Here is a 12801-nt window from a genome sequence, read left to right on the forward strand (position 1 = left end):
AGAGTACCATGCCTGTTACCACCACCCACGTGGGATCACTTCCCCGTACGCAGAAGGTTGTCGACTTCATCTTTGCCCGCGAGCGGGGGGAGGCGTTTGACCAGGCGGCATTCGATGCGGCCATGGCAGAAGCGGTGGATGACACCGTCGCCAAGCAGGTGGCTGCGGGCGTGGATATCGTCAGCGATGGCGAGACGTCCAAAATCAGCTATGCCACCTATGTCAAGGATCGCTACACTGGGTTTTCCGGGGACAGCCCGCGGAATGCACCCGCTGATCTCAAACAGTTTCCCAGTTTTCTCAAGCGCTTGGCGGATGATGGCGGTACGCCGAAATACGCCCGCCCTATGTGCACGGGTGAGGTGAAGAGCAAGGGACAGGGCGAGCTGGAAAAGGATATTTTCAACCTCAAGGCTGCGATGTCCAAACATGGGGTTGAGCGCGGGTTCATGAATGCAGCATCGCCCGGTGTGATCTCGCTTTTTCTACAGAATGATTTCTATCCAACCCGTGACGCTTATCTCGCCGCCCTCGCGGATGCGATGAAGACCGAATACGAAACCATCGTTGGGGCAGGTCTGGATCTGCAACTGGATTGTCCGGACCTCGCTCTGTCAAGGCACATGCTGTTCAACGAGCTGAGCGATGGGGAGTTCCTCAAGATCGCCGATGCGCATGTTGAGGCGCTGAACCATGCGCTAGCCGATGTTCCTGCCGAGAAGGTCCGGGTACATATCTGCTGGGGCAACTACGAGGGGCCGCACACCTGTGACATTGCCATGGACACAGTCTTCTCGACACTGATGGCGACCAAGGCGCGCTATATGCTTTTTGAGACGTCGAACCCCCGCCATGCACACGAATGGACCGTGTTCCGTGATCGCAAATCGGAAATTCCGGACGACAAGGTGCTGGTTCCGGGTGTCGTGGACACCACCACCAACTTTGTTGAGCACCCTGAAGTGGTGCGCCAGCGCATCGAACGGTTCACCGGCATTGTTGGGCTCGACCGGGTTATTGCAGGCAGCGATTGCGGTTTTGGCACGTTTGCGGGCTTCGGATCGGTTGATCCGGAAATTGCCTTTGCCAAACTGACCGCGCTGTCCGAAGGCGCAGCACTTGCGAACGGGTAAGTCATGGATGACGCGTTGCATGAGCTGCTGAAATCGGTCGACACACCTACTGTGTGCAATGCCATCGAGGTGGCGCAAGGCAAGCGTGGTTTCAACGCGTTCACGCGTGGCATAATGCTGGCCTCCGACCCTGACGGCGTCATGGTCGGCTACGCTCGCACCGCGCGCATTCGCGCGCTTACCCCGCCAACCGAAGCGTCCGATGTAATCCAGGCGCGGCGCATAGCATACTACAAGTACATGTCCGAAGGGACCGTCCCTCTGTTTGCGTCGTACAGGACCTCGACGTGCCAAACGCCATTGGCGCCTACTGGGGTGAGGTGAACACGAACATCCACAATTCCTTTGGCTTGTCCGGCACATTGACTGACGGTGTGATGCGGGACCTTGGCGATCTGGCGGATGGCTATCCGGTCGTGGCGGGGTCAGTGGGACCAAGCCACGGATTTGTTCACGTTGTCGACTACGATCAGCCGGTGCAAATCCATGGTCTCGACATCCGACCGGGTGATCTTGTGCATGCCGACAGGCATGGTGCGGTTGTCATACCCGAGGATGTGGCGCCCAAGCTGGCCGAGGCCATCGCCACGCTTGTGCGCTCCGAGACCATCGTTTTCGATGCGGTTAAAGGCAACCGCATCAGCTTTGAGGAGTTTGAAGCCGTCTGGACTGCATTTGAGGCTGCACGCACATGATCCGCTGGGCGGCACCCATTGTCCTGCTATGTTGGGCGATGATGACACAGGCACAAACCCTCGATCTGGACCCGCAATGGGAGTACGTGGCCGACACGGTTATGGGTGGTGTGTCGTCGGGACAGGCGACCCGAGAGGTCGTGCAAGGCCGGGACGCGACACGCCTGACCGGGATCGTCTCGCTGGACAACAATGGCGGCTTCGTTCAGATCGCCTTCGACCTTGCCGGGGACGCGGCGTTAGATACAAGTGCTTTTAAGGGCATCGCTCTGGATGTGCTTGGCAATGGCGAAACCTACGACTTGCGCTTGCGGACCGATGCACTTACGCGGCCGTGGCAATCGTTTCGAACCGAATTCACCGCCCCCGATACTTGGACAACGATCCGTCTCCCATTCACTGCTTTTACAGCGCACCGCACCGACGCCAGTTTTGACCCGGTGCGCCTCCGCCGTATCGGAATCCTCGCCATAGGGCGCGAGATGCAGGCAAACATCGCCGTGTCAGGCGTGCGTCTTTATCGCTAATCGCGCGGCGCGGGCGCACCCCCCTCGAAATTATTGCCTGTTTCATAGTCACAAGGCGCATCCTGCATCTGAAGGTGCAACCCATCGCCAGTATACGGGTGCGCGCGGGCCAGATCCTCGTCAACGTCGATGCCCAGACCGGGGGTTTCAGGGGGGGTGATGACCCCCCCCTCGATGCGGATGGTCCCCTTGATCAATTGGTCATGGAACGGCGTTTCGATTGTCTCGCACATCAGCAGGTTCGGGATTGACGCCGCCAGATGGATATTCGCGGCCCATTCCACTGGCCCAGCATAAAGATGCGGTGCCATTTGTGCGTTGTAGACCTCGGCCATGGCTGCGACTTTCTTCATTTCCCAGATCCCACCGGCGCGGCCCAGGGCCGGTTGCAGGATGGTGGCGGCACCGCTGCGCAGAACAGGTGCAAACTCCGCCTTTGTGGTCAGTCGCTCGCCCGTGGCAACCGGGATACGCACGGCGCGGGCGACCTTGGCCATCTCTTTAACGGCATCCGGCGGGATCGGCTCCTCGAACCACAGCGGGCTGAAAGGCTCGAGCGCCTGTCCAAGCCGAATGGCCCCGGCGGTGGTGAACTGGCCGTGAGTCCCAAACAACAGATCGGCCCGGTCGCCCACGGCCTCGCGAATAGCTTTGCAGAACGCCACGGATTGCGAGATATCCCGCATCCCCGGCATATGCCCACCGCGCATGGTATACGGGCCAGCGGGGTCAAACTTCACCGCTGTGTAGCCACGATCCACGCAAGCCTGCGCCGACTCTGCCGCCATTTCAGGTGACGTCCAAAATGCATCCAACCCATGATGGGGTAGGGGATACAGGTAGGTGTATGCACGGATGCGATCATTCATCCGACCACCCAACAGCGCCCACACAGGCCGCCCGCGCGATTTTCCCAAGATATCCCAGCATGCGATCTCAAGGCCCGAGAATGCCCCAATTACGGTCAGGTCAGGGCGCTGGGTAAAGCCCGAGGAATAGGCGCGGCGAAACATCAGTTCGATGTTCTCGGGGCTTTCCCCGCGCATATGCCTGTCAAATACATCCTCAATGACAGCCCGCATCGCCTCTGGCCCAACGGACGAGGCATAGCATTCACCCCAGCCGACGATCCCGTCATCTGTTGTGACCTTCACGAGGATCCAGTACCTGCCGCCCCAACCGGGGGCTGGGGGCGCCGTAACGATGATATCGAGGTCCTTGAGCTTCATTCTACGGTCCCTCTGCTTTGTTCCAAAAAATCCCGGAGGTGAATGGCATCTTTGTTATGAATGGGCAAAGACCTGGGTGGCCAAAGCCCGAGGGGGCTGGCCCCTTATGACCTGTCAAAAAGGATCACGTTGCGCCGCGCCGTTCCGGACTTGGTATCTGCAATCGCTTCATTGATCTGATCCAGCGACCACCGGCCGGATATCAGGCTGTCGAGCTGTAGTCGGCCCTGTTTATACAGATCCACCATCCAGGGGATGTCGCGTTGGATGACGACATCGCCCATCTTGGACCCAACCATGCCTTGTCCGATCGCGGCCAGAATGACGGGCTCGTACGTGGCGGTGTCGCCCGAGTGCGGCATACCCACCATGACAACCTTGCCACCACGGCCCAGATACTTGGGTGCCTGCTCATAGGCGGGGATAGCGCCCACGGTGACGATCACCGCCTCGGCCCCCTTGCCACCAAGGGCCTTGTAGCTGGCGCGCCATGGCGATTTGCCCGTTGCCAAAATGCCGTGGGTCGCACCAAACGCCCTGGCGTCGTCCAGCTTTTCTTCGGTCATGTCGACCGCGACGATGCGGCGGGCCCCCGCGATGCGGGCACCCTGAATGGCATTCAGACCGACGCCGCCCGCACCAATGACAACCACATCCTGCCCCGCGCGCAGGCCGGCGGCGTTCACAACGGCACCGACACCGGTGATGACCCCGCACGCGATCAGGCTCGCCGCCTCTTTCGATATGTCGGCGGAAATTTTCACGAGCTGCTTCTGATCCACGACGACCTTCTCGGCGAATGCGCCGCAGGCCATTGCCTGATGCAGCTTGCCATCATCGGTGGTGCGAATTGGCCCCTTGTCGCCATCATACGGTGTTTCACACACCGTTGGTTTGCCGCTTGCACAAGACGGACACGTTCCACAAGCTCGGATCAGCGTGACAATCACACTGTCCCCCTCTGACAGGCCCGTCACACCGGGACCAACCGCGCTGACCACACCGGCCGCCTCGTGTCCATAAACGGCAGGCAGACTGCCGCCCCACGCGCCATCGGCATAGGAAATGTCGGAATGGCAGATTGCGACCGCGTCGAGCGTAACCTCGACCTCGCCCATCTCGGGGGCACGTATCAGGATATCTTCGACTACAAGCGGGGCGCCAAACGCGTGGCACACAGCGGCTTTGATTTTTTGCATGTCGTCCCTTTGTCTCCCTTTCCGGAGACGGTGACGCAGCGGCGTTTCGCAGGCAAGTCGGAAAACGACCGATCTAGGGCGCAGTTGAACCACTGACGTTGTGTGAGGCGGTTGTTCCCGCTTTCCGAACAAAAACCATCAGCGCCACCGCCATCAAAACAGCAGCCAATAGGAACGGCGCGCCCGGCAGGTACACGCCCGTCTCCGGCGTTGTGAAAGTATAGAAGACTGAAGTCATCAGCAGTGGTGATACTATCATTGCGAGAGCCGCAATCGAGACAAGCGCGCCTTGCAATTCACCCTGCTCATCGTCGCCCACGGCCTGCGACATGATGCTTTGCAAGGCTGGCGTAATGACTGCAGGCAGGGCGGCCAACGGGGTCAGGATCAGCAGCCATGTCCCGGAGCTGACAAACCCGATAAGCAGGAACACGGCGACATCTGCAATGTGGCCGTAGACGACCGCGCCGCGCTCACCGAAAACGCGCAGCATGGGGCGGATCAATCCGCCCTGCACCACGGCCATCGAGATGCCAAACAGGCTGAGTGATAGGCCGACCATACCAGGCGACCAGTCGAAACGTTCTGCCGTGTAGTAGGCCCAGATCGCCGGATAGACGATGAACGCGATCTGGTAGATGAAGAACACCAGCAAGAGTGGTCCAAGACCGGGTAGTTTACCCAAGTGTTTGAACAGCCCAAAAGGATTTGCGCGCGACCAGGCGAACGGGCGCCGAATACGGTCATCAACGGTTTCTTTCAGAACGATATAGCCGAACACCGCATTTGCAGCGGCGAGGCCCGCCGCCGCGTAGAATGGTGCACGGGTACCATATTCAGCCAGAAATCCACCCATTGCGGGGCCCAGCACAAAGCCAATGCCAAAGGCGGCTCCGATCAATCCGAAATTGGCAGCCTTCTGTTCGGGTTTCGAGATGTCGGCCATATAGGCGTTAGCCGTGGATTGGGTGGCAGCGGTGATGCCTCCGACAATCCGACCTAAAAACAACAACCAAATGGTGCCCGCGACGGCCATGACCAAATAATCGAGCGCCAGCACAACCAGTGACACAAGTAGAATTGGGCGGCGTCCGTAACGGTCAGACAACGCGCCCAGAAGTGGACCAAAGAGGAACTGCATGGCGGCAAAGATGGTCGACAGCACTCCGCCCCACAGGGCTGCGGTGCCCAGCCCCATCCCCTGCACCTCTTGGATGAGGTCCGGCATGACCGGCACGATCAGGCCGATGCCCATCGCGTCGATCATGACCGTCAGCAGGATAAAAATGACGGGCAGTTTCACAGGGTTTTCATCCGATTGGCAAAGGCGCGTGCGTCTGCGGGGGCCGTGCCCAGTTGGGTGGATGGGTCAAAAATGCTGTCGGGTAAATCGGGATATGCGATGCGTGCGACGCTCTCCAATGACTGCTTTGATGCGACGGCGTCGGCAATCAAAGCCTTGGTTGCTGCCTGCGCGTCAGGCCGGGCCATCTGCTGTGCCAAGGTAAAACTCAGCGCTTCGGCATGAACACCGCCAAGGCCGTCAAACTTGGATGCCATGGCTGCTGTATTGGGGTTCCAGTTTTTTACAAGCGCGTGCGCGACGTTAATTGACGCTGCCCAGCACAATGCAATCTGCGGCATCACCATCCATTCTGTGAACCAAGCCGCGCCGTCACGCTGGTGCTGGTGTGCTGCGGCTGCCTGCAACGATGCCCGCAAACCCGTCATCTGATGGCCGAGAGCCACCAGCGTTGATGGCCCAACCGGGTTTTGCTTCTGTGGCATGGTCGAGGATGATCCCGCCGCATCCAGTGCAATCTCCTGAGACTCCGTGGCTGCAAGCGCGACAGCAGTCTGCCCCATGGAGGAAAGGGTTGCCACGATCCGTGCCATCCAATCCGCAATACGCAAGACCGGCCCACGGTCAGTATGCCAACTGCGGCCGGGATCGTGCAGCTTCAGCGTATCGGCCAGCTCTGCCCGTGTCTCATTCGACTTTGGACCCAATGCGGATGCAGTCCCTGCTGCTCCGCTGAGCGACACCCACAAAGAGCCATCCCGCAAGGCCGGCAGTTCCTGCATGGCATCGGTCAAGGGTTGCCCCCATTGCGCCAGCACCGCGCCCCAGCTGGTGGGCGTCGCATGCTGCCCATAGGTTCGGGCGACCATCGGTGTCTCGGCATGCATCTCCGCCTGAAGCGCCATCCCTCTAAGCAGGTCGCCAAATGCATCTTGCTGCGTGCTCAGCGTCTGGCGCAGGCGCAACATCAACGCAGTGTCGATAATATCCTGACTGGTCGCCCCCCAATGAGCGTATTGGGCATGTTCCGGCGCTTCCATGGCCTTGCGGAATTCGGCCACGAGGGCAGGGACGCTGACCCCGTTCTGTCCCGTCGCGTCAGCAAGGCCCGCAGGATCAATTTGGACCTCCAAAGACGAGCGATGGATAAAGGCCGCACTCAACTCCGGGATGACGCCCTGTGCACCCTGAACTTTGGCCAATGCGCCCTCTACCAGCAGCATTGCCCGCACTTCGGCGCTGTCGGACCACAACCGCCCAACCTCACCCGTTGGGAACAATTTCCCATACAGGGCTGACGAAAAGACCGATGCCGCCATGTATCAGATGTGCCCCGTCGCACGCATGAAGTCTGTCAGCACGCGGGCGAATTCTTCGGGTCGCTCGACGCACGGCAAATGGCCTGCCTTGCGGAACAGGTGGAACTGACTGCCGGGGATCAGATCGACGGTTTCGCGCACCAGGTCGGGCGGGGTCGAGCCGTCTTCTGACCCGGCTATGCCCAATGTGGGCAAGCGCAGCGTGGCCGTCGTCGCATAGAAATCCGTGCCCGAGATCGCAGCCGAGCATCCTGCGTACCCTGCATCCTCCTGCCGGACCAGCATGTTGCGCCACAGCTCCAGGTCCGTGTCCCGATGAAATTCCTTTGAAAACCAGCGATCCATGACCGCATCGGCGAGCGCCTCGATCCCGCCGGTCATCACATCCTGAATGCGGTCCGCCCACATCTCTTTGGTGCCGATCTTGGCCCCGGTGTTCGACAGAACCATGGCGCGCATCAGGTCCAGCCGTTTCACGGCCAGCCCTTGGGCAATCATGCCCCCGATAGAGAGGCCCACGAACATTACGTCCTTGAAGCCATGCAAATCCATCAACCGTTCGCAGTCACCGACAAGCTGACCCATGGCGTAGGGCGCAGGCGGGCAGGTCGACAGGCCATGTCCCCGCTTGTCGAACCGCAGGACGCGCAGGCCATCGGGCAACAAAGGCAAAATGGGGTCCCACAACCGCATGTCTGTTCCCAGCGAGTTCACGAAAACAATCGGCGCGCCATCGTCCGGTCCGTCGATGCGGTAATGCAGGCGTACGTCGCCCAAATCCGCCATGTGCATGGTATTAATCCTTCAACCGCATATGCGCGATGATCTGCCCGTGATCCGAGGCCAGCTTGTTGTACGGCGCCTCGGCATGGCTGCCATCGGTCAGATGATCGTTCAACACGCTGAAATAGTCCATCTGCCCGATGCTTCCCTTTGCGTCAGGTAGAAAATGGCGGGACATGTAGATCTGGTCGATGCTCTCGTATACGCCGCCAAACGCTGCCGTATACACCATGTCGCGGGACGACTTGCGGATGAACTGTTTTTCCGCCGAATGCAGGCGCACCGTCTCAATATCCTCGCGTATTTGCGCGTCTTCTTCCTCTGAATACCGGTCGCGCGGGGTTTCGGCATCGTGCCGCAGCATCCATGCGTAGTTCTTGAAAGGATGCTCGCCGCTGATGATTTCCGAACTGACGGCATGCTCACCATCGTTGAAATCGCCCATGGCCATCACCGGGTGTCCGGCCCGTAATTCTTCGACAATGGCACGGCGCAGCACCCACGCCTCTGCCATCCGGCGCAGGGATGCGCGCAGCCCCCCCAAGGCGCGACCCACCGGATCATAACTGGTCAAATCCACTTCGGGGGGAAAGTCGGAACCTTCGGGCGGAACAAACTCACCCAGTTTCGACTTCAGATGGCAGTTGAAAACGGTGATGATATGATTGCCGACAGGGATGCGCACCTTAAGGATCGGGCGGCTCAGCCGGGTCAGGCGAAAGCTGCCGCCGCCATCCGGTCCCATCGGGCCAAAGTCGATGTCCAAGGGTTCAGGCAGATCCTGAATGATCTCTGGTTGACCTTCAAAACCGAACCGCGACAGGATCGCGACACCTGGACGGCGCTGCCCCGGTCCGCCGTCGTTCACATTCGGGGCCACAGCCAGCGCTGCGTTGGTATAAGGGCGATAGGCCAGCTTGCGAAAGATTGCCTTGCGCCGATAGCGTTTGTTGGGGCCGGGGATATGCTGGGCATTGTCGGCCATGCCTTCAATGTCCGCGGCATCAATTACCTCACGCAGCGCGCGCTCCTCAAAAATCTCTTGAAATCCCACGATGTCGGCATCCATCGTCTGCACCTGCTCGGACAACCAATCGACTTTCCAAGCGTATTCTTCGGGCGTGTATTGCTGAAACTGGTAGTATTCCTGATCCGGTCCGATCAGGTTCTTGACGTTGAAACTGGCGATGGTGAATTCGGTCATGCAAGCGTGTCCAATGCGCGTTTGAAAATGTCAGGGTCCACGTTCCCGCCAGAGATTGTGACGATCACGTCGTCCCCGTCTATCTGGTCCTGCCGACACAAGGCGGCAGCAAGGGCCACGGCCCCGCCGGGTTCAGCGACGACTTTCAACCGCAAAAAAGCCTGCGCGACAGCGTGCAAAGCCTCGTCCTCGCCGACGACAAGGCCGGGGCCGCACAAACGCTTCATGATCGGAAAAGTCAGGTCGCCGGGCTGTGGGGTGATGATGGCGTCACATATGTTGCCCGATACCGCGTTGTTCCGCTCGATCCCGCCTGAGCGCAGCGAACGAGCCACATCGTCGAACCCTTCAGGTTCCGCTGGGCGCACACGCAAGCCCGGCGCCTCAGCCTCAAGCGCAAGGGCAATGCCGCTGGTTAAACCACCACCGCCACAGCAGACAATCACGTCAGCAGTCGTCACCCCGACAGCCGCCGCCTGTTCCGCGATCTCTAGCCCGGTCGTGCCCTGGCCCGCAATTACCTGCGGTTCATCGAAAGGTTTGATCAGGGTCAGGCCGCGCTCCTGGGCTAGTTGTGAACCGATCGTGTCGCGATCGCCTGACCCACGCTCATATAACACCACCTCAGCGCCAAGCGCCTTGGTATTCGCGATCTTAAGAGCAGGCGCATCGCTAGGCATGACGAAGACAGACGGCACGCCATGCATCTGCGCCGCAAGCGCCACGCCTTGCGCATGATTGCCACTGGAAAAGGCGATGACACCTGCGGCCCGCGTGGCCTCGTCCAAGGCTGACAGGGCCGACCACGCCCCACGGAACTTGAAGCTGCCGGTATGTTGCAGGCACTCTGGCTTGATCCAGACACGGCGGTCCGCGATCTCGTCAATAAATGGGGAACTCAGGAGAGGGGTCTTGCGCGCGTGCCCTTCCAGCCGCGCTGCCGCCGCGCGGATCATTTCAATATTCAAAGCAGCTTCTCCATCCATGTCCGTATTGCCGCCAAGGCTTCGGGCTCATCCAGAAACGGGACATGACCGCGCCCCGGGACCTCGGCAAGGATTATGTCGGGGCGACGATCCTGCATTTTCTGCGCTGTCTGCGCGCTCAACAAGTCAGATCCTGCACCGCGGATCAGGGCCAGCGGCTTGCCCGCCAATGCATCAAAGAAGGGCCACAGGTCCGGCATCTCGCCACCTGCCTCGACCGCATCACGCAGACGCGGATCGTAGGTGATGTCGAGGCCGTCTTTCGTTTCGACAAAATGCGTGTTTGCTTCCTGCACCCAACGCTCTGCCGATACGCCTTCGAAGCCCTTCAGGACATGGGGCAAAGCTGTCGCCGCCTCGGTCAAAGTGCGGGCGGCCGGGCGGCGCCCCAGATACGCCATGATGCCGGACAGCCCCAATGGGTCGAATTCCGGTCCAACGTCGTTCAAGGCAGCACCCAGCAGGCGATCCGGCGCACTTGCCGCTAATCCCATGGCATTCAATCCGCCGCGTGAGGTGCCAAGGATGGAGACCCCTGACAACGACAGATGATCCATCAATTCCATCACATCTCGCACCTCGACCGGCAAGGTATAGTTCTGCCACTTGTCATCCCACTGCGATTGCCCGCGCCCGCGATAGTCCATCTTGATCAGGCGGCAGGGCGGAAGATGTGGTGCGATGTACTGGAAATCTTGCGTGGTGCGGGTCAAGCCGGGCAGGCACAGCAGCGGCAGCCCTTCGCCATGATCCTCGAAATACAGTGACAGGCCATCCGACGTTTGAAACGTGCTCATGCGCGGGCCAGCTGCGGGATGCCAGTCAGGTCATTCAACATGTGCTGCGGCGCCCACGGTAAACGGTCCACAGGCTCACCTGCGCGGTTCACCCAAACCGTGGTGAACCCATAGCCGGACGCTCCGGCAGCATCCCATCCGTTCGACGATACAAAAAGCACTTCGTTCGCAGCACATCCAAAACGTTGGCCGACAAGGTCATATACTCGACTGTCGGGTTTGAAGATGCCGACGCTTTCCACAGACAGGCAATCATCCAGCACATCGCCAATCCCAGCCGATTGAACAGCCCCGTTCAGCATATCCGGCGATCCGTTGGACAAGATAGCCGTGTTCATCATGGCATCCTTTAACGCATGCAGCATCGCTGGCACTTCAGGATAGGCTTGCAATTCCCAGTACAGCGCCAGCAAACGCTCGCGTAGGGCTGCGTCGCCTGCAAGTCCGTTGCGCTCCAGCGCCCAATCAAGCCCGTCATGCGTGACCTGCCAGAAATCGGTATGCGCATCAGTGATGGCGCGGAGCCATGTGTATTGCAATTGCTTCTGCCGCCAGTGCTCGGCCACCGCAGGCCATGTGTCGGCCAGCTGCGGAAAGGCTGGCTCCGCTGCGGCAATGCGTGCGGCTGCCGCCACATCAAAAAGCGTGCCGTAGGCGTCAAAAATACAAGTCGTGATAGGCATTGGTGGCACTCCTTTGGGCGCAGACTGGCACGGAGGCACGCGAACGAAAAGGGGCGAGGTGGGGTTTACCCTACTGCCATGGGCAGGCAGTGTGTGCCATCTGTAAAATGGACAGACATGTTGGGAGATGGATCATGACCGCGATCAAGGACGGCGACACCGTGCGCATCCACTACACCGGGACTTTGCTGGATGGCACCGTCTTTGACAGCTCGGATGGTCGCGACCCGCTTGAGTTCGTTGTCGGGTCAGGTCAGATCATCCCGGGGCTTGATGTGGCCCTGCCGGGTATGACCGAAGGCGACAAGAAAAAGGTCAACATCCCTTGTGACCAAGCTTATGGTCCGATCAACCCGGCGCTGCGACAGGGCGTGCCGCGTGATGCAATCCCCGATGAAATCCCACTTGAGATCGGCCTCCAACTGCAGATGCAGACGCCCCAAGGCCAACCGATGCCTGTGACAGTGGTCGAAGTGGGTGAAGAGGAGGTTACGCTGGACGCCAACCACCCGCTGGCTGGTAAGGACCTGACCTTTGATTTCGAAGTGGTGTCTATAGGCGCTGGCTAACGTGCGTTGCCCCTTTCGCGCAACGACGCCCCCCACCATCCTGTTAACCGCCCGGGTTTAGACCGCGCAAGGTGTTTGCAATGGCGTCCGCCTGCTGTTGCGTGTCGTCGCTGGCCGTTTTGGTTTGTGGCAATGTGCCCGCGCGGCGCACCGGCACCACGTCCCGTGGCATTTGACGTACGTTTACGGGTTCTGGCGATTCAAAATTTGCGGGTTGCGACCGCTTTGGGACATCGTGGGCCATCGCCACAACCTCTTCTACGATGCCGGGATTTAACCGCAACGCCAAGAGAAGTCCCATTCCAGTCAGCGAAAACAACAATCGCCCCAACCATTTGGATCGCCGGGTGCGTGCTGCCCTGCGGTTCAATATG

General features: G+C 59.8%; 13 protein-coding genes and 1 pseudogene. 4 read left to right on the forward strand and 10 right to left on the reverse strand.

From position 1 onward, the window contains the following. Nucleotides 1-8 precede the first annotated feature (8 nt). The 3 genes and pseudogenes from AC53L6_RS13755 (at nt 9) to AC53L6_RS13765 (ending at nt 2355) form a co-directional block, all read left to right on the forward strand. Nucleotides 9-1133 (forward strand): cobalamin-independent methionine synthase II family protein, encoded by a 1125-nt coding sequence (locus AC53L6_RS13755; RefSeq protein WP_496908256.1) that lies wholly within the window; start codon nt 9-11, stop codon nt 1131-1133. Nucleotides 1134-1136: 3 nt separating this feature from the next. Continuing rightward, nucleotides 1137-1828: pseudogene (locus tag AC53L6_RS13760) on the forward strand (RraA family protein). Beyond that, the gene (locus AC53L6_RS13765; RefSeq protein WP_496908257.1) at nt 1825-2355 is read left to right on the forward strand and encodes a CIA30 family protein; all 531 of its coding nucleotides are present in this window, start codon (nt 1825-1827) and stop codon (nt 2353-2355) included. The pseudogene AC53L6_RS13760 and the gene AC53L6_RS13765 overlap by 4 nt, the downstream one beginning before the upstream one ends. On the opposite strand, the gene AC53L6_RS13770 is transcribed toward AC53L6_RS13765, so the two are convergent. The 9 genes from AC53L6_RS13770 to AC53L6_RS13810 form a co-directional block, all read right to left on the reverse strand. Next, a complete protein-coding gene (locus AC53L6_RS13770) occupies nt 2352-3584 on the reverse strand; it encodes a mandelate racemase/muconate lactonizing enzyme family protein (RefSeq protein ID WP_496908258.1) in 1233 nt (410 codons plus the stop codon). The two genes, AC53L6_RS13765 and AC53L6_RS13770, sit on opposite strands and share 4 nt — an antisense overlap. Nucleotides 3585-3688: 104 nt before the next feature. Further along, nucleotides 3689-4783 carry a Zn-dependent alcohol dehydrogenase gene (locus tag AC53L6_RS13775; protein ID WP_496908259.1) on the reverse strand — a complete coding sequence of 365 codons (1095 nt, stop codon included), beginning with the start codon at nt 4781-4783 and terminating at the stop codon, nt 3689-3691. Nucleotides 4784-4856: 73 nt separating this feature from the next. Then, a complete protein-coding gene (locus tag AC53L6_RS13780; RefSeq protein WP_299599202.1) occupies nt 4857-6086 on the reverse strand; it encodes a TCR/Tet family MFS transporter in 1230 nt (409 codons plus the stop codon). Continuing rightward, a complete protein-coding gene (locus AC53L6_RS13785) occupies nt 6083-7405 on the reverse strand; it encodes a lyase family protein (RefSeq protein ID WP_496908260.1) in 1323 nt (440 codons plus the stop codon). Before AC53L6_RS13785 ends, AC53L6_RS13780 begins: the two co-directional genes overlap by 4 nt. 3 nt (nt 7406-7408) lie before the next feature. Further along, complete coding sequence (gene pcaD / locus AC53L6_RS13790; RefSeq protein ID WP_496908261.1) at nt 7409-8197, reverse strand: 3-oxoadipate enol-lactonase; 789 nt, start codon at nt 8195-8197, stop codon at nt 7409-7411. Nucleotides 8198-8201: 4 nt separating this feature from the next. Next, on the reverse strand, nt 8202-9392 hold the full coding sequence (locus tag AC53L6_RS13795) for an endonuclease/exonuclease/phosphatase family protein (RefSeq protein WP_299599192.1): 1191 nt from the start codon (nt 9390-9392) through the stop codon (nt 8202-8204). Then, entirely contained in the window at nt 9389-10378 is a 990-nt protein-coding gene (locus tag AC53L6_RS13800; protein ID WP_496908262.1) for a threonine ammonia-lyase, read from the reverse strand. The genes AC53L6_RS13795 and AC53L6_RS13800 overlap by 4 nt, the downstream gene beginning before the upstream one ends. Further along, entirely contained in the window at nt 10357-11175 is an 819-nt protein-coding gene (locus AC53L6_RS13805; protein WP_496908263.1) for an alpha/beta fold hydrolase, read from the reverse strand. The genes AC53L6_RS13800 and AC53L6_RS13805 overlap by 22 nt, the downstream gene beginning before the upstream one ends. Continuing rightward, nucleotides 11172-11858, reverse strand: coding sequence for a haloacid dehalogenase type II (locus tag AC53L6_RS13810; RefSeq protein WP_496908264.1), 687 nt, complete (start codon nt 11856-11858; stop codon nt 11172-11174). The genes AC53L6_RS13805 and AC53L6_RS13810 overlap by 4 nt, the downstream gene beginning before the upstream one ends. Before the next feature lie 134 nt (nt 11859-11992). On the opposite strand from AC53L6_RS13810, the gene AC53L6_RS13815 reads away from it, so the two are divergent. Further along, complete coding sequence (locus AC53L6_RS13815; RefSeq protein WP_496908265.1) at nt 11993-12427, forward strand: FKBP-type peptidyl-prolyl cis-trans isomerase; 435 nt, start codon at nt 11993-11995, stop codon at nt 12425-12427. A 43-nt stretch (nt 12428-12470) separates the two neighbouring features. Here AC53L6_RS13815 and AC53L6_RS13820 read toward each other — a convergent pair whose 3' ends face one another. Continuing rightward, complete coding sequence (locus AC53L6_RS13820) at nt 12471-12728, reverse strand: hypothetical protein (protein WP_496908266.1); 258 nt, start codon at nt 12726-12728, stop codon at nt 12471-12473. Nucleotides 12729-12801 lie beyond the last annotated feature (73 nt).

Source organism: Tateyamaria sp. LSS28 (genome assembly GCF_059611725.1).

What these genes read in the sequence shown, in the direction of transcription:
- AC53L6_RS13755 (WP_496908256.1), top strand. Translation starts at nt 9, where the DNA reads ATGCCTGTTACCACCACCCACGTGGGATCACTTCCCCGTACGCAGAAG.
- AC53L6_RS13765 (WP_496908257.1), top strand. Translation starts at nt 1,825, where the DNA reads ATGATCCGCTGGGCGGCACCCATTGTCCTGCTATGTTGGGCGATGATG.
- AC53L6_RS13770 (WP_496908258.1), bottom strand. Translation starts at nt 3,584, where the DNA reads ATGAAGCTCAAGGACCTCGATATCATCGTTACGGCGCCCCCAGCCCCC.
- AC53L6_RS13775 (WP_496908259.1), bottom strand. Translation starts at nt 4,783, where the DNA reads ATGCAAAAAATCAAAGCCGCTGTGTGCCACGCGTTTGGCGCCCCGCTT.
- AC53L6_RS13785 (WP_496908260.1), bottom strand. Translation starts at nt 7,405, where the DNA reads ATGGCGGCATCGGTCTTTTCGTCAGCCCTGTATGGGAAATTGTTCCCA.
- pcaD (WP_496908261.1), bottom strand. Translation starts at nt 8,197, where the DNA reads ATGCACATGGCGGATTTGGGCGACGTACGCCTGCATTACCGCATCGAC.
- AC53L6_RS13795 (WP_299599192.1), bottom strand. Translation starts at nt 9,392, where the DNA reads ATGACCGAATTCACCATCGCCAGTTTCAACGTCAAGAACCTGATCGGA.
- AC53L6_RS13800 (WP_496908262.1), bottom strand. Translation starts at nt 10,378, where the DNA reads ATGGATGGAGAAGCTGCTTTGAATATTGAAATGATCCGCGCGGCGGCA.
- AC53L6_RS13805 (WP_496908263.1), bottom strand. Translation starts at nt 11,175, where the DNA reads ATGAGCACGTTTCAAACGTCGGATGGCCTGTCACTGTATTTCGAGGAT.
- AC53L6_RS13810 (WP_496908264.1), bottom strand. Translation starts at nt 11,858, where the DNA reads ATGCCTATCACGACTTGTATTTTTGACGCCTACGGCACGCTTTTTGAT.
- AC53L6_RS13815 (WP_496908265.1), top strand. Translation starts at nt 11,993, where the DNA reads ATGACCGCGATCAAGGACGGCGACACCGTGCGCATCCACTACACCGGG.
- AC53L6_RS13820 (WP_496908266.1), bottom strand. Translation starts at nt 12,728, where the DNA reads ATGGGACTTCTCTTGGCGTTGCGGTTAAATCCCGGCATCGTAGAAGAG.